We start from the raw sequence: 21,056 nt of genomic DNA, 5'->3' as shown, positions 1-21,056 counted from the left end.
ACTTTTTATACATTAAATTTAAGTACAATTCAATCTTTCAAAACTTAGAAAAATTCACAATGACATGAAAAAAATTCACAATTAAAAAAGCTCTGACAACGCGTTACGGTAATCAGAGCCACATTTTATCCTTGAAATGCCTTACCAATTGAGGAGCAGCATTTGTTCTACAGTGAAAGCCACAGAAAAAAATTATGCTTTTAAATGATCCTCAAATTCTTCACCAAGCTGCACAGCAAGCGTATTGCCAGATAAATCACAGGTGACTAAACCATATTCTTTTTTAAAACTAAATGTGAACCCTTTACCATCAGCCAAATTTTTTACTGAATAGCCAAGTTTTTCTAACCAGATACGAAATGCAATCAAATTTTTTGCTTTAACGACTTTTTTCACTTGAGAATTCCTTCTAATGTAACGCCTATGCTTAAATTAATAAGGGTTATGCTTTATTTTTTAAAGGGGAAAACTGTGTATTTATTTTTCTTTTGAAATATTTTTTTAAATTTATGATGATAAAATAAACAAAAAGCCGTTATCCTTTTTTTATAAAATTTGAATAGTTAAAAACTATTATATTAAGTATTTGAAAAATATGATCTTTAAAATTTATCTAAACAACATCTTTTAGTTTAAGAAACAACTTAGTACATATTTTTTTTATAAAAATAGATGTAAATAAATATGTACTAAGCAAAATATTAAAAAACTAAAAATTAGAACTGGTCTTTTAATGTTCTAATTTTTGCAAACTCTTCTACACTTTCAGTTCGAAGAAACGGATTGGTTGCAAGTTCAAGTGCAATTGTGGATGGTAGGGTAATTTGGTGGCGTGATCTAAGCGATTGAACTTCCTTTAAGCGTTCCTTTAAGGCAAGATTGTCAGGTTCTACTGTAACCGCAAATTCTGCATTGGCTAAGGTATATTCGTGGGTGCAATATACTTTGGTGGTTGTAGGCAATGCGGCCAGACGATTTAATGAGTGATACATCTGTTCAAAACTGCCTTCAAACACACGGCCACATCCCATCGCAAATAATGTGTCTCCACAAAATAAACTGCCTGTTTCTTCAATAAAATAAACAACGTGTCCTAATGTATGACCAGGTGTTGCTAATACTTCAACATTTAGGTGATTAAACTTAAAGTGATTTTCATGTTGAAGAGGGTGAGTAATCAAGGGAATTTTAGACAGTTCTTCTCGTGGTCCATAAACAGGAATATGACTACCATCAATGAGATCAGGTACGCCACCGATATGATCTTTATGCCAATGCGTTAACCAGATTTGTGCAATTTTTACCTGATGTTTTTCACAATACTGTTGTACCAGTGAAGATTCAGTCGGATCAACGACTATAATTTCTTGAGTATGACTATCTTTTAAAATCCAGATATAGTTTTTAAGACTATTTTTGACATCAATATAATCAATCTGATAGCGCATCATTTTTTTCCTGAACTGATTAATAATCGCATATGGTATTTATTAAAGCATTTATTGTTTGTTCGGCACAAATTGGAATAAAAATAAATCATTTCTACAAAAGAAAGCCCTCAATATTGAGGGCTTTAAAATTCTAGCGGAGTTTGGAAAGCCAATTGCCCAGCATCTGAATAAACTGCACCAGTAGTAACAGGATAATCACGGTAAGAATAACAACACTGGTATCAAAGCGCTGATACCCATAAGAAATAGCAAGGTCGCCAATACCGCCTGCACCTACAGCACCAGCCATCGCAGTTGCACCAATGAGGCTAATAGTTGCGGTTGTCAGGTTAAGGATGAGCGAGCTTCGTGACTCGGGCAATATAAACTTAAAAATGATCTGAAAAGGTGAGGCACCCATAGCTTGTGCAGATTCAATAATGCCTTCATTGACTTCTAATAGCGAGGTTTCAATCAAACGCCCCATATATGGACCGATATAAATCGTTAATGGGACAATCGCAGCCCAAGTTCCAATAGAACTACCCACCAAAAATTTGGTTAATGGAATTACCGCAATCAATAGAATAATAAAGGGTAATGAGCGTAACGCATTTACAATGGGGTTGAGCAGATGATAAATAAAGCGATTCGGTAGAATTCCTGCGGGACGGGTCACCAATAAAACAATCCCTTGAATAAAACCCCAGATTCCACCAAACAGTAGAGAAAAGAACACCATGTGAAAGGTTTCTTGCAAGGCTGTAACAAACTGATCAATCGAAAGTGAACTGTTCCAGAAGGGTTGTGTCAATTCTGTGAGCCATTGAACAATCATGTCTCTCATACTTGTTCTCCACTTTGATTAACACTCACACCATGTCGCTCTAAAAATTCGATCGCTTGTTGAATGAGTGTGTCATCACCAAGGAGTTGTACAAACATTTGACCAATTACAGTGCCATCAATTTCGGTCATGTTGGCAAAAAGGATATTTAAACTGATATCAAACTGTTTGATCATGGACTGAATAACAGGCTCTTGAGCAGATTTGCCTAAAAACTGGAGTCGATAAATACTGTGATGATGCTGATGTTCTAATTTACTTAAAATATTAACAGGTAAATGTTGCTGTAATACGGTCTGGATAAAGGTTTTGGTGGTTGGGTGCTGTGGATTACTAAAGATTTCCACGGTTGGCCCAGTTTCAATTACATGCCCAGATTCCATCACGGCAACATGATCACAAATGGATTCAATCACATCCATTTCATGAGTGACCATCACAATCGTAATGCCTTGCTCTTTATTAATTTTTTTAAGCAATGCCAAAACAGATTTGGTCGTTTGTGGATCTAACGCAGATGTGGCTTCATCACAGAGTAAGATTTTGGGATGATTGGCGAGTGCGCGCGCAATACCGACACGCTGTTTCTGGCCACCAGAAAGTTCATCGGGAAAGGCATCTTTTTTATGTGTCAGATCGATGAAGTCGAGTAGTTCCATCAAACGTTTTTCACGTTCAATTTTGCTATAACCTAATAACTTAAGCGGCATTTCAATATTTGCAGCCACTGTCTTGGTTTGCAATAAATTGAAGTGCTGGAAGATCATGCCAATATTTGCACGTTCCTGACGTAATGACTGTGCATTGAGGGCTGTAAAGTCTTTTTGATTAATTATGATTTGCCCGTGGGTAGGGCGTTCGAGTAGATTAATCAAACGGATTAAGGTGCTTTTACCTGCACCACTATAGCCAATAATACCAAAGATGCTACCTGCTGGAATATCCAGATTAATCTGGTCCAGTGCATGAATGGTTTGGCCTTTCAGCTGATAGTGTTTTGAAATATTTTTAAATTGAATCATGTCGTCAGAAACTATACATAAAAGAAAAAACAGGCAAGTTGACCTTGCCTGTTTCATTTATAGCATTATATTACTATTTTGCTTCGGTAAGGTAGCTAATCGGTTTATTTACGTCGATTTTCGTACCACCAAATTTTTCATCAATGAACTTCTTCACCGCTTCTGTATGATAGAGTGAACCAAGTTTTTGCAATGTAGCATCGTTTTCACGACCTGCCGCAGTCACAAGTAAATTGACATACAGTTTGGTAGATTGATCTACTGGCTCATAGAAAACAGCATCTTTGAGTACATTGAGTCCACCTTCCATCGCAAGCGTGTTCCCCAATACAATGGCGTCAACATCGCTTTTTACGCGTACCGCAGTTGCCATTGGTATGGTTTTAAGCTGGATCTGCTTAGGATTCTCAACGACATCGTTGGTCGTCCCCTGAATTGGATTAAAATCTGCTTTTAATTTAATTAAGCCAGCAGTTTGTAACAATGACAATGCACGAGCTTCATTGGCTGCATCGTTTGGAATTGCAATAGTTGCTTTATTTGGAAATTGATCAATTTTTTTGTATTTATCAGAATAAACACCCATTGGTTCGATATAAGTGGTTGAAACAGCAGCCACTTTATCTTTACTTTCTGTGTTGTAAGCCACCATATAGTTATATGACTGGAATGCATTGACATCCACTTCTTTATTTGCAGTTGCCTTGTTCATGGCAACATAATCTGTAAAGTTTTTGACTTCAAGATCAATACCAGCCTGTTTGGTTTCAGGCAAGCTTGCAATATATTTCCATACATCGGTATCGGAACCTGTAGAAGCCAATACGATTTTGTGAGTCTGATCTGTGCTCGCTTTCGTGTCCTGTTCAGGCGCTTTTTTACTACAACCAGCAGCAAGCAACACACTTGTCGTTAAAACAACGCTCAATACTTTTTTCATCAGGTTAGATCCTAGTTACAGCGTTTAAATATCAGCCAAGTATCATACTGTTAATACATGATGATGTGTAATTTTAGACACATCCCAAATCAGCTTTCAACGCAATAAAGTAAGTTAGTCTTAAAAGTAGGCGAGTATAGAGTTTTTTGAATAGATGTCAAAACAATAAAAACAAAAAACAATATGAGTTTTTTCGAAATACTTTTTTAGAACCGGACTATGGATAAATAGTAATTTAAATGAAGAAACGCGCAAAGATGCGCGTTTCTTCATAATCAGAATGTGGTTAAGCTTGTTCGCGTGCAATCGCACGGTAACCAATATCGCTACGATATTGCATGCCTGTAAAGGTCACTTGTCCACATACTTCAAGCGCATTAATTTGAGCTTCAAGTACTGTATCCCCCAATGCTGTTACGCAAAGTACACGACCACCTGCGGTGATGATATGACCATCTTCTGTGGTTGCTGTGCCAGCATGAAAGATTTTGGTATCTTCAGGCGACTGTCCTAAACCAGAGATGACATCGCCTTTACGTACCGTTTCAGGATAGCCTTCTGCAGCCAATACGATTCCAATTGACTTGCGGGAATCCCACTCGGCTTCACTTGGAAGCTGACCTTCAAGGCCTGCTTGTACCAGATCAACCAAAGATGACTTCAAACGCATCATGATCGGTTGAGTTTCTGGATCACCGAAGCGACAGTTAAACTCAATCACACGCGGTTGACCGCTTTCATCAATCATAAGACCCGCATACAAAAAGCCTGTATAGACGTGACCATCTTGAGCCATGCCATCGACTGTAGGACGCATGATTTCATTCATCACGCGTTCAAATACGTCTGCTGTTACCACAGGAGCAGGGGAATATGCACCCATACCGCCCGTATTTGGACCTTGGTCAGCTTCAAAGATACGTTTATGATCTTGCGAAGTTGCCATTGGTAAGATGTTTTGACCGTCAATCATGCAAATAAAGCTGGCTTCTTCGCCTGCGAGAAACTCTTCGATCACGACACGTGAACCCGCATCACCAAATTTATTGCCAGCAAGCATGTCATCAATTGCAGCAAATGCTTCGTCATTAGACATCGCAACGATGACGCCTTTCCCTGCTGCAAGGCCATCTGCCTTAATTACAATAGGTGCACCATGTTGTTCTATATAAGCTTTCGCTGCATCAACTTCGGTGAATACATCATAAAATGCAGTTGGAATCTGATGTTTTTTTAGAAAATCTTTAGCAAATGCTTTTGAGCCTTCAAGTTGGGCAGCATATTGTGTTGGACCCCAGATTTTTAAATCCGCTTCACGGCATGCATTGACCACGCCATTTACAAGGGGAGCTTCTGGCCCCACAATAATCAATTCAATCTGATTCGATTGTGCAAATTCAATGATGGCTGGATTATCTAAAATATCGAGTTCAACATTCTTGCATTTGTCTTCAGTTGCAGTACCTGCATTGCCTGGCGCAACAAAAACCTGAGTCACTTGTGCATCTTGTGCGATTTTCCATGCAAGTGCATGTTCACGACCACCGCTACCGAGAACGAGAATATTCATTGGGTTCATACTCCATGAATCCAGAACCTAATCCTGACTTTTAGTTTATTTCTTTTGTACAAGACCCTCTCTATAAGAGAGGGTAATAAAACAAAACTAAAGCGCGGAAAGTTTCTTGTGCTTTAAGGATATTGATTAATGACGGAAATGACGCATTCCGGTGAATACCATGGCAATCCCATGTTCGTTCGCAGCAGCAATGACTTCATCATCACGCATAGAACCACCAGGTTGAATAATACACTTAATTCCTGCTTTCGCTGCATTATCAATTCCATCGCGGAACGGGAAAAATGCATCTGATGCCATAACTGCACCTTCAACCACTAAACCTGCATGTTCAGCTTTGATTGCTGCAATACGAGCAGAGTTAACACGACTCATTTGGCCGGCACCCACACCAATGGTTTGGCGATTTTTTGCATAAACAATGGCATTTGATTTCACATACTTAGCCACTTTCCATGCAAAGATCAGGTCGTCAATTTCTTGCTCTGTTGGTGCAAGTTCAGTGACAACTTTAAGGTCAGCTGCCTTGATCATACCAAGATCTTGATCTTGAACGAGCAGTCCACCATTGACACGTTTGTAGTCGAGTTGTGCTGCACGTTCATCAATTGCTGGAAGTTCACCACATACGAGTACGCGAACATTTTTCTTCGCACCAGTAACCTCAAGTACGCCATCAGCAATGCTAGGTGCAATAATAACTTCGACAAACTGACGATCAACAATGGCTTGTGCTGTTTCAACATCGAGTTCACGGTTGAATGCAATAATGCCACCAAAAGCAGATTCTGTATCTGTAGCATAAGCCAGGTCGTAAGCTGCTTTAATACCATCAAGAGAAACAGCAACACCACATGGGTTGGCATGTTTCACAATCACACACGCAGGTTTTGCAAATGATTTTACGCATTCAAGTGCTGCATCTGTATCTGCAATGTTGTTATAAGATAACTCTTTACCTTGAAGCTGTTTAGAGGTTGAAACAGATGCTTCAGATGCATTTGAATCAACATAGAAGGCAGCCGACTGATGCGGATTTTCACCGTAACGTAAGTCCTGAGCCTTGACCAGTTGCGTATTAAAAGTACGAGGGAACAAGTCCGCTTCACCTTCGGCTTTACCAACACGCGCACCTAAATAAGAAGCGATCATACCGTCGTATTGAGCAGTATGTTCAAATGCTTTTACTGCAAGATCAAAACGAGTTTCGTAACTTAAACCACCATTTTGCTCAAGCTCAGCGATAATGGTATCGTAATCACTTGCGTTAACGACGATGCCAACAGAGGCATGATTTTTTGCAGCAGCACGAACCATCGTCGGGCCACCAATGTCGATATTTTCAATGGCGTCTGCAAGTGAGCAATTCGGTTTTGCCACAGTTGCAGCAAAAGGATAGAGATTCACAACAACCAGATCAATCGGATCGATATTGTGTTCTTGCATAACAGCTTCATCAAGACCGCGGCGAGCTAGAATACCACCATGGATTTTAGGGTGAAGTGTTTTTACACGACCATCCATCATTTCAGGAAAGCCAGTATGTTCAGAAACTTCCACTACGGCAATATTATTGTCTTTGAGCAACTTGTAAGTGCCACCAGTAGATAAAATTTCTACCCCAAGTTTCGCAAGATTTTGAGCAAATTCTACAATTCCTGTTTTGTCGGAAACAGAAATCAAAGCACGTTTAATAGTCATGATTAAGTCAACGGTTTAGGTTCAACAGATTAAAACAAATAGGCATAAAAAATGCCCACGAGGACGTGAGCATTTTATCATTTATTCACTCATCAATCCGTGAGCTTTTAACTTTTTACGTAAAGTCCCACGATTGAGTCCTAAAATTTCAGCGGCGCGCGTCTGGTTACCACGCGTATATTCTAGAACAACAGATAAAAGAGGTTTCTCCATTTCTGCCAGCACCATGTCGTAAACTTGTGATGGTTGCTCACCTTGCAACTGTGCAAAGTAATGGCGAACTGCGCGATCCACATGGATGCGAAGAGCAACATCAGATTGTGCAGTAAAAATAGGAGATTTGCTATTCATGCGAGTTAATCCGAAAATCAAATACCGCTAGGGTAAAGCAGTATATAAAAGTGGTCTAAATAAATGAACCCTGTTTTAGATCCTAAAACAGTGGCTCTAAAACTTGGAAACAATTAGCTTGCCACAACTCCTCACATTTGTATGAAAAATAAGCGTAACAATAATTTAATATTTGTTACAGCTGCGATTTAAAAACAAAAAAGCCACGCTATGCGCTATCTCAGGATAAAGCACACATGACGAGAATAATTATTTAAATAAATCGCGAGGACGATGTAGGGCTAAGCTTTCGTGGCGCGTATCATACCATTGTCTAAACAAAAGTGAGCAAATTAACTGCATTTTTTTTTAATTTTTTGTATTTTTTTTTTAGATTTTAGTTGAATTAATTCTAAACGATACGGATCAAAGCCATTTATACCTTAATTAATTGGGAAATTAAATTTTAATTGTATTTACAATCGATTTTAATGATAAATGTAGACGGCGCGATTGCTACTGCATAATTTGAATAAGTGCTTTCGTTGAATGGTTTTGATTTTTCAGTGCGAATTTTATAGTGACTAATGGCGTTGTTTTGAAAATCATCATTGATGAGTAATTGAAAATTGAGTTTATTTGGTGCCAACTATAATTGTTTCTGATTTGAGCCCTATGCAACAATGAATATTGTTATACATCGCAGTATATGAGCTTACACACCACATCAAATACAGCTTTCAGGCTCTGGTGGCTCTGAATAAGTTGAGGATTAAACCAAAGTACCTGTAATAATAAGATAACAAACAGAAGTATGTTGATACCGCACCAGATCAGATAATATTTCCAGTTTGCTAATGATTTCTGACCAGAATTTGAGTTTTGAGCATAGTCTTGTTCATTTGAAAGTAAACAAACAGGAAGGCTTAATTCTTCTTTATTTTGGAAGTATTTTAAATTATTTAGATAAGTTAGCAGATCTAGATTTGAGTTTTCAATTTTTTGACTAAAAATTTTATGTACGTCGGAATGTAAATTAGGCTGTATAAGATTTATAGATGAAGTTGCAGTTTTAGCCGCTTTTTCAAAATAACAGGTATTTGCTGCTTGTAAGTGAGTGATTGCATTAAATGTTAAATCACATTTAGCGCAACATACCATGCCTTGAGACAGCGTGAGCTGTTTTTGCGAAACTTTATAGATCGTTTCGCATCGAGGGCAACGGGTATGCTTTTCACTCATTTACAAACTAGCCTTATTTAAGCCTGAGAATGACGCTTTCCTGAAATACGACACCAGTTTTCTTCACGTTTTTCAATATTTAAAATATCAAAATATTGTTGATAAACTTCTGAAACATCATCAACTTGTTCTTCAATGATGCCCGCCAGTGCAAACTCACCTTGAGGTTTAATTAATGTCGCAAATTCTGGTGCCAGCATCATGAGTGGGCTAGCAAGAATATTGGCAACAAGTACATCTGCTTGTGAACCGGAAGCCTTGAACTCTGTATTAAATTCTTCAGGTAAGCCGACATAAAGTCGTTCCAACACATTGTTTAATTCGGCATTTTGCTTAGTTGCCAGTACCGCTTGAGGGTCGATATCTGTCGCATATACTTTTTGGGCACCCAAAAGTAATGCTGCAACGGCTAAAATCCCAGAACCACAGCCATAATCAATGACGACTTTATCTTTTAAGTCTGTCTTGCCCAACCATTGCAAGCATAAAAAGGTGCTGGCATGATTTCCTGTTCCAAAAGCAAGCCCTGGATCAAGCTTGATATTGGTTGCATCTGCTTCAGGCGGCTCCAGCCATTCAGGAACAATCCAAAATTTTTCACCAATTTGAATCGGATCATAATAATCCATCCAAGCACGTTCCCAGACTTGGTCTTCCAATTGTTCATGGCGCATGGGAATATTTGGAAGTTGTGCTTGTAAAAAGGCTTTTAGTTTTTCAACATCAATTGGATCATTATCATCTTCTTGATAGATCCCAGTAACAATCACTTTATTCCAGAGAGGGGTCTCTCCAGGAAGGGGTTCAAGCAATGCCTGATCCTCGGCATCATCTAGAGTCACACTTACTGCACCTAGGGACATGAGTAAAGTTTCGGTAAAATCAACTTGATCTTGATCGACAGTAATGTGTATTTGTAACCACTTCACGGGAATACCTTAAATTTCATTTCAACATTGTCGGGTATTGTAGCTGATGATCAGCAAATAAAGGAGATATACCTAAAAGAAAACGGCTCAGAATAACTGAACCGTTTAATAACGCTATAAGATCTATCTATAAGATGGAAAATTATGGTGCAGGAAACTTAAATTGTAATTTACCATCAGCGTTTGGTTCGCAAGTACCGTTAAAGGTAACGCCTTTATAACCATAGCTAGTCCAGTCTCCTTGTTTTTTCTTGGCGCAGGCTTTGATTTGCATATTCGTCTCAGCTTTACTTGTATCAGCGGCATTCGCTACAGTCATTGCTGCAAAACTAAGTAAAGTGATTGATAACGTTTTAAGCATAATATTTTTCATCTCGGATACCTTCTTATATAAATTTGATTTTGAATAGGTTTGATTAAAGTGGTGGTACATTTTTTATTCTAAAATTGATTTAAAAAAAGTCTATGCGTTTCTATTTTAATCCTGAAACAAATTGTCAAATACTGTGTAGAACTATGAATTTTGTATCAATAATTTTGTAATAACATGCATGATAGTTGCATGAACTTTGCTATAATGTTCCGTCTTTTTTTTCTGGTGTTTTTTTGCCATGCACTATCCTAAAGTTTATGATGTTATCGTTATCGGTGGCGGTCACGCAGGTACGGAAGCGGCCTTGGCTGCTGCGCGTATGGGACGGCAGACTTTGCTCTTGACTCATAACATTGAGACTTTAGGGCAAATGAGCTGCAATCCTGCAATTGGTGGGATCGGTAAGTCGCATTTGGTGCGTGAAATTGATGCTTTGGGCGGTGCAATGGCACTTGCAGCCGACAAAGGTGGTATTCAGTTTCGTATTCTAAACTCTCGTAAAGGTGCTGCGGTACGTGCAACACGTGCACAAGCAGACCGTGTGCGTTATAAGGCAGCGATCCGACATACACTTGAGAATCAAGCCAATTTAGATATTTTTCAGCAAGCTGCCGATGATTTAATTGTAGAAGGCGATACCGTAAAAGGTGTGGTTACCCAGATGGGGATTCGCTTTGATACCAAAACAGTCGTTCTCACTACAGGTACTTTCTTGGGCGGTGTAATTCATATCGGTCTAGAGAAATCGAGTGGTGGTCGTGCAGGTGATCCACCTTCTATCGCGCTGTCACACCGTTTACGCGAATTAAATTTACCTGTAGGCCGTTTAAAGACTGGAACACCACCGCGTATTGATGCCCGTTCGGTCGATTTTTCTGTGATGACGCCTCAACCTGGGGATTTTCCATCTCCTGTGATGTCGTTTATGGGTGATGTTTCGATGCATCCAGAGCAGGTAAGTTGCTATATCACGCATACCAACGAAAAAACGCATGACATTATTCGTGGCGGATTGGATCGTTCACCTATGTATACTGGTGTGATTGAAGGGGTAGGACCACGTTATTGCCCATCTATTGAAGACAAGATTCATCGTTTTGCCGACAAAGATTCTCATCAGGTGTTTTTAGAGCCTGAAGGTTTGGATACACATGAGTTGTATCCAAACGGAATTTCAACATCATTACCTTTTGATGTGCAGTTTGAATTGGTTCGCTCTATTCGCGGTATGGAAAATGCGCATATTTTACGCCCAGGTTATGCCATCGAATATGATTATTTTAACCCTCAAGCTTTAAAATTTACCCTGGAAACCAAAGCAATTAATAACTTGTATTTTGCTGGGCAAATTAATGGCACCACAGGTTATGAAGAAGCGGGTGCTCAGGGATTACTTGCAGGTTTAAATGCTGCGCGTCGTGCATGGGATCAAGAGCAATGGACACCAAAACGTGATCAGGCTTACATGGGTGTATTGGTAGATGATCTGATTACTTTGGGAACCAAAGAACCATATCGTATGTTTACATCACGTGCCGAGTATCGTTTGATGCTACGTGAGGACAATGCGGATCAGCGTTTGACACCTGTGGGTCGTGAAATGGGATTGGTTGATGATGTACGCTGGGCAGCTTACTGTGAAAAGATGGAAGCCGTTGAAACTGAAACTGCACGTTTGGCCCATTTGTGGGCTGCACCAAATAATCCGATGGGCAAACAATTTGTCGAAATGACAGGTGCAGATTTGAGTAAAGAATGTAGCGCGATTGATCTGCTCAAACGTCCAAATATTAACTTTACTCAAATTGCAGAGTTGACTGGTTCACAAGTTTCTACACAAGTTGGTGACCAGATCGAGATTGCAGTGAAATATGAAGGTTATATCAACCGTCAGCATGAAGATGTCGCTCAATTAAAGCGTTTGGAAGAAACCAAAATTCCAGCCGATTTTGATTATGATATCGTTTCTGGATTATCTCGTGAAATCACACAAAAGTTGAAGACTGTTCGTCCCGAAACCTTAGCTCAGGCCCATCGTATTCCAGGCGTTACGCCTGCTGCTGTACAGTTGGTCATGATTACAATTCGAAAGAATGCACAAACTAAAAAAATTGCATAATTGATTCTGTATAGAAAGCCCAGTATTTACTGGGCTTTTTTAATGCAATGAAAATAAATATCTAAATTTTAAGTAAGAAGAAAAACAGAATTGCGTTGCATGATTTGTTATTTCTCAACACACCAAATAGTTCTTATAGTGTTCTTACCAAGTAATCAATTGAGGTGAACAATGACTAAAAAAGCAATTCGTTATAATAATGCTGAACTTGCATGCCAAAGCTTAATGTTGTGTTGAGTTCGCATTGGGTGGTCGATCTGATAAGAAAGGGGCTTTTAGATCGACCTATAAATTACAGAATAAAAACGACACACTGAAAAATAATACATATAAATGTTGAGAGAGCCATATGGCTCTCTTTTTTACTTAAGATCAATTTCTCTGACTGCATTGTGTACCTCGACAGGCTCAATATGCAAAATCTTTTTTCCAAAACTACGAAGCCACCAAACCAATTGTGATGTGAATGGAACATTAGCGGAAACTTCCACTATATTTTCATCAATTGGTATGATTTTCTGATCACGAGTAAGCTGAGTTTCGTAAAAACTTTGGGCTGTATTTTCAGTCATTATTAATTTTAACTGGATCATTTCAGTTGGCTTGGCGTAATCAAATCTAAAACCTAATGCACCAGAATCTATATATTCATCAATATCAAAATCGACAGGGTGCATTGCGCGCGAATTTAGTACATTTGCTGACTTAAAACGGTGCAAAGCGAAAGTTTGTACTTCATTTTTATCATGACGAGTACAGATCAAATAAATAATTGCGCCTTTTTGTACCAATGCCAAGGGATTAAGAATATAAATTTTCTCATCGGCTTGAATATTTCTTGGCGTATAGACACATTCAATTTGTTTATCTTGTAGTAAACCTTCATAAATTGCTTGTTGTGCATTCTTATCCACCGTAGGTGGTATTAAGGGCTGGCTGGCAGGAACAATACGCACTCGATTGATCCATTGCCTTACATTATTCTGGGTCGACAAACTGCGACGAGCCAGATCAAACCAAGGATTCATTTCATCGATCAAACTTGGTGGTAGCAAGTGCTTTAAATGCTGTTCTACCATCATAAATGTAACCGCTTGAGAGCTGGTCATGTGTGGTAGGCTTTGCAGAGGAGCATCCGCACGCCAGCGCCAACCTTGAGGTACAGTCTTGTTACTTTCAATAGGAAAACGCTGTGCGATCTGGTTCAAATCTCTTTGAATGGTTCGCAAGCTGATATCAATGCCTTCACGCTCTAAAATTTCCTGTAATTCACGTGTACCCATCCATTTTCCAGTGGATAGACGTGATAGTATATGCCATTGGCGATAGAGACTATTCGATGTTTCTTTTTCTTGTGAAGACATAATCAACTAAATCAAACAAATTATTTTACATACTTACACCTTAAAAAAACTCTTTTAGTTTGGCAAGAATGTAACAATGAATATTGCCTATATTTTTTAATACAGGAAATAATTTAAATCTAGGTTCTTTATTGAAATACAAAAATAGATTCGAACAAATGGCACTATATTTGCAATGTATAAAATGAGTAAACGAAAAAGGCGAGGTCTGTATGTTAGAAGAAGATAAAGACTTACATACAATAAGTGAGCACTATATGAAAGAAAAAACGACAAATGTTTTGTTATCCCAGCCTTCGTTTCTTGACCAGCTCAGTGTAAGCACAAATCTTTTTGAGCAACTTAAATCAAAGTTTTTCAATGAGATGCTGGATGATGTAACGTCAAACGGTGAAGCATCAAAAAAGATTGAACAATGGCTATCGACCCATACTTTAGAGGAACTTAAACAACTTAACTTAAATGCAAAACAACATTTTCTATATGAAGGCATTACATTTACGGTTTATGGTGATGATGAAGGAACCGAGCGAACTATTCCTTTCGATTTAATCCCGCGTGTCATTGAAAAAAAACAATGGGAGAAAATCTCAAGCGGATGTGAACAACGTGTTAAAGCACTCAACTTATTTTTAGATGATATTTATCATAATCAACTTATTCTCAAAGAAGGCATTGTTCCTCAGATACAAGTCATGACCCATGAGGCTTTTCAACCTCACATGCTGAATCATTCCCTCAAAGGTAAGGTATATTCACAAATTAGTGGGATTGATATTATTCGGGATGGCAAAGGTGAATTTTTTGTTTTGGAAGATAATTTAAGAACACCATCAGGTGTGTCTTACATGCTTGAAAGTCGAAAAATTAGCAAGAAACTCATGCCTGAACTCTGTGTTTCAAATAAGCTACATGATATTGAACAATATCCAACAGTACTCAGAGACATATTAGCGGAAAATGCATTTGTGGATAATCCGTTTATTGTAGTGTTGACCCCAGGACGATTTAACAGTGCCTATTATGAGCATGCTTTTTTAGCTCGTGAAATGGGTGTGCCTTTGGTGACGAGTCGTGATCTATTTGTAGAAAATGACAAGGTTTATGCCAAGACTGTTCGTGGTCGTCAGCGCGTTGATGTGATCTATCGCCGTGTTGATGATGCATTCTTAGACCCGTTAACGTTCCGTCCAGACAGTACACTCGGTGTGCCAGGATTAATGTCTGCTTATTTGCAAAATCAGGTCGTGATTGCAAATGCACCAGGTACAGGTGTCGCAGATGATAAATCCATTTACCCCTATGTAGATGATATGATTAAATATTATCTTAATGAAACGCCTATTCTAAAAAATGTACCCACTTACCAATGCCGTTTAGATGAGCATCTGGATTATGTAGTAAGTAATCTGGCAAATCTGGTGGTAAAAGAAGCGCAAGGCTCGGGTGGATATGGCATGTTGATTGGTCCTAAAGCCGAACAGCATGAAATTCATGAATTTAGAGAAAAAATTCTAGCACATCCACATTTATACATTGCCCAACCTACACTTGATCTATCTGTTGCACCAACACTTACTCAAGATGGTATTGCAGAGAGACATATCGATCTTCGTCCTTTCGTGCTGACATCGCCTTACCGTACAGAAATTGTACCTGGTGGTTTAACACGTGTGGCCATGAAAGAAGGTTCTTTAGTGGTCAATTCTTCACAGGGTGGTGGTATTAAAGATACGTGGGTTGTGGACGCACTACATTCCTAACTTAGGTATTAGAAAAAGGAAGGAACTTATGATTTTACTTAGTTCAAATGCAAATAATATTTTTTGGTTAGGTCGTTATTTGATGCGTATTCAGTACCTGTGTAATAAGGTGCCTTTTACGGATGATCAAAAAGCGATTGAATTTAGCCATGCATTTTGCCTGCCAGCTTATGATGCAGCAACTTTAAATGCTTTAGTACTTGATACTGAGCAACATTTTTCATTTGTAAATCAGTTTCGCGTTGCAAAAGACAATATTCAAGAGCTTCGCGCCGTTTTAAGTGCTAAAGCTTATGCTGAGTTGAACTTATTAATTAAGAACGCAAGCGCTCAGCCGAGTTATATTTGTGATGTGGTTTCTGAATGTACCGAGATTCTAGAATCAGAAGTAGAAGATGTTTTCTTATTCTTTAGTTTAGGTCAAAAAATTGAATTGCTAGATAGCACATTAAGATTTAAGCATCATCCAGAAAAATTACTGATTGAGATTGATTCAATCGTTCAACAGTTAAATGAATTGGGCTGGACGACATTGGATGATGCTTGGCAGACGCTTAAACAGTCACCTGATATAATCAATTTTTATCATTTTGCTGATCAATTACAGTTAATGTTCGAGGCATCTGCATGAAACTTATGGTGAATCATCAGACTCATTACCATTACAGTGAGGTTGCTCGTAATAGTATTCAATATATCAAGATGATTCCGCAAAGTTCACCTCATCAACTTGTTCACTACTGGGACATTAGTGTCCCAGGTGAGCGAATTATGAAGCGAGATGCTTTTGATAATTTATGGATTACTTCTTCACAACGTTTTGATTATCAAAATCTTACGATTATGGCTCAAGGTATTGTTGAATTGAATCTGCAAAACAGTGGCTGTCATGATTCAGTGGTACTGCCTCACGTATTTTTACAGCCTACACCTGCAACTTTATGTGATGCCGAGATGTTGAATTTTGCGCTGGAAATTGTAAAAACTAAAGATGTATCATCCTTAATAAATTTAAGTCAAAAGATATTAGAGAGAATAACTTATTCACCGTACTCGACTAATGTGCAAACGACGGCAATAGACGCATTTTATGCAGCTCAAGGCGTATGTCAGGATCATGCACACGTGATGATTGCCATGTGTCGAGCATTAAATTTACCCGCACGTTATGTATCTGGGTATTTATATGATTATAATTCACCTCATCTCGCGAGCCATGCATGGGCAGAAGTGTATGTAGACCATGAATGGCATTGTTTTGATGTCAGTAATCAGATTTTTGTACCAAAAACTCATATTTATGTTGCAATAGGGCGTGATTATTTTGATGTTGCTCCAATACGAGGGATTCGTGAAAATGGAGGAATTGAAGAAATGATATCAACGGTGCAAGTACTGGCTTGTTGAATGGAAGTGGAAGATATGACCTATTGTTGTGCTTTGCGATTGCAAGATGGTTTGGTATTTATCAGTGACACGCGTACAAACGCTGGTGTCGACCAAATCTCGGTATTTCGTAAACTATATACCTTTGGAAAAGAAGGCGATCGCTTTATCGCGATTCAAACGGCTGGAAATCTGGCTACGACACAAGCTGTGATTGGACATTTAAGAAATCAGCTTACCCTGCAAGAGCAGCCAAACTTGTATACTGTAAACACCATGTTTGAAGTTGCTCAGCTTGTCGGGCGTACCTTACGTAAAATCATTGAAGATGTCACTGAAGATACTCAGGAACAAAGTAATTATTATTGTAGCCTAATCGTAGGTGGACAAATTGGTGAAGCTGAAATGCAGCTTTATAATATTTATCCTCAAGGCAACTTTATTTGTGCAACCAAAGATACACCTTTCTTTCAAATTGGTGAAAGCAAGTATGGCAAGCCCATTTTGGACCGTGCACTGACCTATGAAATGCCACTCGATGAAGCGGTACGTTGTAGTTTAATTTCCTTTGATTCGACATTACGCTCTAATGTTTCAGTGGGATTACCTCTAGATACGCTGATTTATCGGGCTGATAGTTTGAAGATGCCAAGAGGCAAACGCATTACTCATGACGATGAATATTTTCAGCAAATTAGTAAGCAATGGTCTGAGACATTACGCCGAGGTTTACATGAAATTCCAAAACCAACTGAAGACTATCTGGAATAGAAATATTTAAAGCAAATAGTAGGCTAGACAATATAAGTTTAAAGCCGTAGCAAATCTTTTTGATACGGCTTTTTATGATGAATTATGAAATAACTTTACGTATAGGGCGGTTGCTCAGACGACAAAGCAATTCATAACCGATCGTCCCGTTCGCTGATGCCACTTCATCGACCAGTCTTGTGTGCCCCCATAGTTCAATTTCTGTATCAATCGCTATATCTCGATCAGTCACATCAATTGCAAGCATATCCATACTTACTCGGCCTACAATCGGGAATAATTGCTGCCCCAAAGCTACAAAATTCTGGGCTATAAACGCTCGTGGGTAACCATCTCCATAGCCGATTGAAACAATAGCAACAGTCATGTCCGTTTTAGCGGTATAAAGAGAGCCGTAACCGATATGTTCACCTGCCTTGATTGTATTTAGAGCCATGATATGAGCGGTAAAACGCATAACAGGTTTTAAATCAAGCTGATGAATATTTTGTTCTGCGAAAGGACTGGCGCCGTATAGCATAATTCCAGGTCTTACATAATCGAAATGTAATTCTGGCCAATTGAAGATTGCAGCAGAATTACAACATGAAATTTCTATTGGAGCACAAGCTGTTTTAATTGTTATTAATTGATCAATCTGGCGTTGATTCATAGGGTGATCAGGTACATCTGCATTGGCAAAATGCATGGTGAGTACACAGTGAAAACCTTGATGTTGCAATTGCTGTATGACTTCAATAATTTCATCAGGCTTAAACCCTAGACGATTCATTCCACTATTCAGCTTAATCCAGACTTTGAGTTTCTGAGTGATATATTGTGTTTTATATTCCAATAACCATTTAATTTGTTGAGCGTGATGTACGACACATTCAAGATTTTTTTCAATGACGATTGGCATTTCATCTTGACTGAATACGCCTTCAATTAATGTAATGGATTGAGTATATCCTTCATCACGAATTTCTAATGCTTCAGCAAGGCAGGCGACTCCAAAGGAATCTGTCGTTTCTAAGGCTGCTAAACAGTCTTTGATTCCATGTCCATAAGCATTGGCTTTGACCATACTTACAATTTTTGCATGTGGCGCAAGTTGTTTGACACGGTTTAAATTATATCGAAGCGCTTGGCGATCAATATAAACTGTTGCATGGCGCACCCTGATTACTCCTGTGTATAGTAATGTAATTTATTCTTCGTCATCATACTGACTGTAATATTCAGGTGAGAGGTTACTAAACCGAGTATATTGACCTTCAAAAGCTAGACGAACTGTGCCAATAGGACCATTACGCTGTTTACCAATAATAATTTCGGCTGTACCTGCTTCTTTAGATTCTTTGTTATAGACCTCATCACGATAAATGAACATGATCAAGTCAGCATCCTGTTCGATTGCACCAGATTCACGTAAATCGGACATTACTGGACGTTTATTGGGGCGATTTTCAAGACTTCGGTTAAGCTGAGAAAGCGCAATGACAGGACAGTCCATTTCTTTGGCTAATGCTTTTAAGCTTCGTGAGATTTCGCCAATTTCACCTACACGGTTATCGCCCATACCAGGAACTTTCATCAATTGTAGATAATCGATCATGATACAACCCAATTTTCCACCATGTTGCTTTGCAATACGTCTTGCACGAGCACGGAGTTCGGTAGGGGGTAAAGCAGAGGAGTCATCAATATATAAATGCTTCTCTTGAAGCTGGAGAATCGTACCTGTTACCTTTGACCATTCATCACCATCCAGCTTACCAGAGCGTAGGTGACCTTGATGAACCTTACCGTAAGATGAAATCAAACGCATGGCAATTGAATCTGCTGGCATTTCCATCGAGAATACCAGTGCAGGTAGATTACAGTTAAATAGCACGCTCTCGACCAGATTCATGGCAAAAGTCGTTTTACCCATGGATGGACGTGCTGCAACAATAATCATGTCACCAGATTGCATACCATAGGTTTTATTGTCGAGCTCTAAAAAGCCTGTGGTTAGACCTGTAATATTACCGTCAAGTTTAGACAATTCATCTAATTTGCTAATTACATCTGCTGTTACTGAGCTAATCGATTTAGGCCCTGCATCTTTCTTATTGTTATTATGCTGCTCGGCAAGTGAAAAAATACTGGTTTCGGCTAAATCTAAAATTTCACTGACTGGACGCCCTTTGGTGTCATAAGCATTTTGCAAAATATCGCTACTGACCTTAATCATGCTACGCAAGGTTGAAAATTCTTTAATCTTGCTTGCATATGTCTCAAGATTATAAAAACTTGATGGAGAGTCTGCCATGAGTTGCATCAAATACTCTTCACCACCAATTGCGTCTAGCAAATTTTGTTTAAGTAACCAATCATTTACCAGTACTGCATCATAAGGTGAGTTTTCTTGAGCTAATTCTTCAATAGCACGAAAAATATATTTGTGGCGTGTCGCATAAAAATCATTTTCTTTGAGCAAATCGTTCACTTGCTCGAATGATTCAGCAACAGTCATCAAAGCTGCAAGTACAGCCTGCTCTATTGCTAAGTTATGTGGCGGAGTACGAAATTCTTTTAACTGACCTGATTCAGCAGTTTTATTGGCTGAAACTTTTGAGTTATCCAAAAAATTGGCATTCGCCTGCGACATAAAGTAACCTGATCTTAAAATTGGAAAGAGTTTTGAAATAGCCGAACTATCTTAATGCAAAAAAGATAGAGAAGGGGGTTTTATTGAAAAAACAACTTATATTCAAAAATTAAATTGATAAATAAAAGATAAAAAAAGAGCATGCGAAAGCATGCTCTTTTTTATGCAGAGATATTACTCAGATACGATTGTAACGAGAACTTCTGCAACAACATCATGGTGCAATTGGATTGCGATGTTGAATTCACCAGTGTGACGAAGTGCACCATTTGGTAAACGAACTTCAGCACGGTCAACTGCAAGGCCAGCATTCGTTAATGCATCAGCGATGTCACGTGTACCAATAGAACCGAACAATTTACCTTCATCACCAGCTTTTGCAGTGATTACGATATTTACTTCGTTCAATTGATCAGCACGTGCTTGAGCAGAAGACAATACTTCAGATTCTTGTTTCTCAAGTTCAGCACGACGAGCTTCAAAAGCAGCAGTGTTTGCTTCAGTTGCAGCAACAGCTTTACCCTGAGGGATCAAGAAGTTACGGCCATAACCAGCTTTAACTGATACTTTATCACCAAGTTTACCTAGGTTTTTAATGCGTTGTAATAAGATAACGTCCACAGCT

20 protein-coding genes are annotated in these 21,056 nt (G+C 38.7%); 5 read left to right on the top strand and 15 right to left on the bottom strand.

Going from position 1 to position 21,056, the window contains the following annotated elements; genetic code table 11:
* Nucleotides 1-192: 192 nt before the first annotated feature.
* From F952_RS12960 to F952_RS12910, 11 genes are all read right to left on the bottom strand, one after another.
* A complete protein-coding gene (locus tag F952_RS12960; protein ID WP_004928436.1) occupies nucleotides 193-396 on the bottom strand; it encodes a hypothetical protein in 204 nt (67 codons plus the stop codon).
* Between the two features lie 320 nt (nucleotides 397-716).
* Entirely contained in the window at nucleotides 717-1,448 is a 732-nt protein-coding gene (gloB, locus tag F952_RS12955) for a hydroxyacylglutathione hydrolase (RefSeq protein ID WP_026056826.1), read from the bottom strand.
* A 133-nt stretch (nucleotides 1,449-1,581) separates the two neighbouring features.
* Nucleotides 1,582-2,277 (bottom strand): methionine ABC transporter permease, encoded by a 696-nt coding sequence (locus tag F952_RS12950; RefSeq protein WP_004928433.1) that lies wholly within the window; start codon nucleotides 2,275-2,277, stop codon nucleotides 1,582-1,584.
* On the bottom strand, nucleotides 2,274-3,299 hold the full coding sequence (locus tag F952_RS12945; protein WP_004928428.1) for a methionine ABC transporter ATP-binding protein: 1,026 nt from the start codon (nucleotides 3,297-3,299) through the stop codon (nucleotides 2,274-2,276). Before F952_RS12945 ends, F952_RS12950 begins: the two co-directional genes overlap by 4 nt.
* 73 nt (nucleotides 3,300-3,372) lie before the next feature.
* Nucleotides 3,373-4,239: a MetQ/NlpA family ABC transporter substrate-binding protein gene (locus F952_RS12940; protein ID WP_004928426.1), complete on the bottom strand. Its 867-nt coding sequence runs from the start codon at nucleotides 4,237-4,239 to the stop codon at nucleotides 3,373-3,375.
* Between the two features lie 286 nt (nucleotides 4,240-4,525).
* Nucleotides 4,526-5,809, bottom strand: coding sequence for a phosphoribosylamine--glycine ligase (gene purD, locus F952_RS12935; RefSeq protein WP_004928424.1), 1,284 nt, complete (start codon nucleotides 5,807-5,809; stop codon nucleotides 4,526-4,528).
* A 135-nt stretch (nucleotides 5,810-5,944) separates the two neighbouring features.
* On the bottom strand, nucleotides 5,945-7,519 hold the full coding sequence (gene purH, locus F952_RS12930) for a bifunctional phosphoribosylaminoimidazolecarboxamide formyltransferase/IMP cyclohydrolase (protein WP_004928422.1): 1,575 nt from the start codon (nucleotides 7,517-7,519) through the stop codon (nucleotides 5,945-5,947).
* Nucleotides 7,520-7,600: 81 nt separating this feature from the next.
* A complete protein-coding gene (gene fis / locus F952_RS12925) occupies nucleotides 7,601-7,870 on the bottom strand; it encodes a DNA-binding transcriptional regulator Fis (RefSeq protein WP_001086304.1) in 270 nt (89 codons plus the stop codon).
* 672 nt (nucleotides 7,871-8,542) lie between these two features.
* Nucleotides 8,543-9,091, bottom strand: a complete 549-nt coding sequence (locus tag F952_RS12920) for an MJ0042-type zinc finger domain-containing protein (RefSeq protein WP_004928417.1) — start codon at nucleotides 9,089-9,091, stop codon at nucleotides 8,543-8,545.
* Between the two features lie 17 nt (nucleotides 9,092-9,108).
* The gene (prmA, locus tag F952_RS12915; protein ID WP_004928415.1) at nucleotides 9,109-10,020 is read right to left on the bottom strand and encodes a 50S ribosomal protein L11 methyltransferase; all 912 of its coding nucleotides are present in this window, start codon (nucleotides 10,018-10,020) and stop codon (nucleotides 9,109-9,111) included.
* 142 nt (nucleotides 10,021-10,162) lie between these two features.
* A complete protein-coding gene (locus tag F952_RS12910; RefSeq protein ID WP_004928411.1) occupies nucleotides 10,163-10,393 on the bottom strand; it encodes a hypothetical protein in 231 nt (76 codons plus the stop codon).
* A gap of 238 nt (nucleotides 10,394-10,631) precedes the next feature.
* On the opposite strand from F952_RS12910, the gene mnmG reads away from it, so the two are divergent.
* Nucleotides 10,632-12,512, top strand: a complete 1,881-nt coding sequence (mnmG, locus tag F952_RS12905) for a tRNA uridine-5-carboxymethylaminomethyl(34) synthesis enzyme MnmG (protein WP_004928408.1) — start codon at nucleotides 10,632-10,634, stop codon at nucleotides 12,510-12,512.
* A gap of 362 nt (nucleotides 12,513-12,874) precedes the next feature.
* Here the strand turns inward: mnmG and F952_RS17005 are convergent, their stop codons facing one another.
* A complete protein-coding gene (locus tag F952_RS17005) occupies nucleotides 12,875-13,876 on the bottom strand; it encodes a helix-turn-helix transcriptional regulator (protein ID WP_004928405.1) in 1,002 nt (333 codons plus the stop codon).
* 212 nt (nucleotides 13,877-14,088) lie between these two features.
* On the opposite strand from F952_RS17005, the gene F952_RS12895 reads away from it, so the two are divergent.
* Genes F952_RS12895 through F952_RS12880 form a run of 4 tightly spaced genes read left to right on the top strand, consistent with a single transcriptional unit; the run spans nucleotide 14,089 to nucleotide 17,796 of the window.
* Nucleotides 14,089-15,639, top strand: a complete 1,551-nt coding sequence (locus F952_RS12895; protein ID WP_004928402.1) for a circularly permuted type 2 ATP-grasp protein — start codon at nucleotides 14,089-14,091, stop codon at nucleotides 15,637-15,639.
* A gap of 28 nt (nucleotides 15,640-15,667) precedes the next feature.
* Nucleotides 15,668-16,270: an alpha-E domain-containing protein gene (locus F952_RS12890; protein WP_004928399.1), complete on the top strand. Its 603-nt coding sequence runs from the start codon at nucleotides 15,668-15,670 to the stop codon at nucleotides 16,268-16,270.
* A complete protein-coding gene (locus F952_RS12885; protein ID WP_004928391.1) occupies nucleotides 16,267-17,046 on the top strand; it encodes a transglutaminase family protein in 780 nt (259 codons plus the stop codon). The genes F952_RS12890 and F952_RS12885 overlap by 4 nt, the downstream gene beginning before the upstream one ends.
* 15 nt (nucleotides 17,047-17,061) lie before the next feature.
* A complete protein-coding gene (locus F952_RS12880; protein WP_004928389.1) occupies nucleotides 17,062-17,796 on the top strand; it encodes a proteasome-type protease in 735 nt (244 codons plus the stop codon).
* A gap of 82 nt (nucleotides 17,797-17,878) precedes the next feature.
* On the opposite strand, the gene alr is transcribed toward F952_RS12880, so the two are convergent.
* The 3 genes from alr to rplI all read right to left on the bottom strand — a co-directional run bounded on the left by alr (nucleotide 17,879) and on the right by rplI (nucleotide 21,052).
* Complete coding sequence (alr, locus tag F952_RS12875) at nucleotides 17,879-18,955, bottom strand: alanine racemase (RefSeq protein ID WP_004928386.1); 1,077 nt, start codon at nucleotides 18,953-18,955, stop codon at nucleotides 17,879-17,881.
* Nucleotides 18,956-18,985: 30 nt separating this feature from the next.
* Nucleotides 18,986-20,431, bottom strand: a complete 1,446-nt coding sequence (gene dnaB, locus F952_RS12870) for a replicative DNA helicase (protein WP_004928381.1) — start codon at nucleotides 20,429-20,431, stop codon at nucleotides 18,986-18,988.
* Nucleotides 20,432-20,605: 174 nt separating this feature from the next.
* Nucleotides 20,606-21,052 (bottom strand): 50S ribosomal protein L9, encoded by a 447-nt coding sequence (gene rplI / locus F952_RS12865; RefSeq protein ID WP_004928378.1) that lies wholly within the window; start codon nucleotides 21,050-21,052, stop codon nucleotides 20,606-20,608.
* Nucleotides 21,053-21,056: the final 4 nt, after the last annotated feature.

This window comes from Acinetobacter baylyi DSM 14961 = CIP 107474, assembly GCF_000368685.1.
GTDB lineage: Bacteria > Pseudomonadota > Gammaproteobacteria > Pseudomonadales > Moraxellaceae > Acinetobacter > Acinetobacter baylyi.
Note: the sequence above shows the minus strand (reverse complement) of the source record. Positions and strands in the feature narration are given on the sequence as shown.

What these genes read in the sequence shown, in the direction of transcription:
- purH (WP_004928422.1), bottom strand. Translation starts at nt 7,519, where the DNA reads ATGACTATTAAACGTGCTTTGATTTCTGTTTCCGACAAAACAGGAATT.
- purD (WP_004928424.1), bottom strand. Translation starts at nt 5,809, where the DNA reads ATGAATATTCTCGTTCTCGGTAGCGGTGGTCGTGAACATGCACTTGCA.
- F952_RS17005 (WP_004928405.1), bottom strand. Translation starts at nt 13,876, where the DNA reads ATGTCTTCACAAGAAAAAGAAACATCGAATAGTCTCTATCGCCAATGG.
- F952_RS12895 (WP_004928402.1), top strand. Translation starts at nt 14,089, where the DNA reads ATGTTAGAAGAAGATAAAGACTTACATACAATAAGTGAGCACTATATG.
- F952_RS12885 (WP_004928391.1), top strand. Translation starts at nt 16,267, where the DNA reads ATGAAACTTATGGTGAATCATCAGACTCATTACCATTACAGTGAGGTT.
- fis (WP_001086304.1), bottom strand. Translation starts at nt 7,870, where the DNA reads ATGAATAGCAAATCTCCTATTTTTACTGCACAATCTGATGTTGCTCTT.
- F952_RS12950 (WP_004928433.1), bottom strand. Translation starts at nt 2,277, where the DNA reads ATGAGAGACATGATTGTTCAATGGCTCACAGAATTGACACAACCCTTC.
- mnmG (WP_004928408.1), top strand. Translation starts at nt 10,632, where the DNA reads ATGCACTATCCTAAAGTTTATGATGTTATCGTTATCGGTGGCGGTCAC.
- gloB (WP_026056826.1), bottom strand. Translation starts at nt 1,448, where the DNA reads ATGCGCTATCAGATTGATTATATTGATGTCAAAAATAGTCTTAAAAAC.
- F952_RS12920 (WP_004928417.1), bottom strand. Translation starts at nt 9,091, where the DNA reads ATGAGTGAAAAGCATACCCGTTGCCCTCGATGCGAAACGATCTATAAA.
- F952_RS12940 (WP_004928426.1), bottom strand. Translation starts at nt 4,239, where the DNA reads ATGAAAAAAGTATTGAGCGTTGTTTTAACGACAAGTGTGTTGCTTGCT.
- F952_RS12880 (WP_004928389.1), top strand. Translation starts at nt 17,062, where the DNA reads ATGACCTATTGTTGTGCTTTGCGATTGCAAGATGGTTTGGTATTTATC.
- F952_RS12890 (WP_004928399.1), top strand. Translation starts at nt 15,668, where the DNA reads ATGATTTTACTTAGTTCAAATGCAAATAATATTTTTTGGTTAGGTCGT.
- F952_RS12945 (WP_004928428.1), bottom strand. Translation starts at nt 3,299, where the DNA reads ATGATTCAATTTAAAAATATTTCAAAACACTATCAGCTGAAAGGCCAA.
- dnaB (WP_004928381.1), bottom strand. Translation starts at nt 20,431, where the DNA reads ATGTCGCAGGCGAATGCCAATTTTTTGGATAACTCAAAAGTTTCAGCC.
- F952_RS12910 (WP_004928411.1), bottom strand. Translation starts at nt 10,393, where the DNA reads ATGAAAAATATTATGCTTAAAACGTTATCAATCACTTTACTTAGTTTT.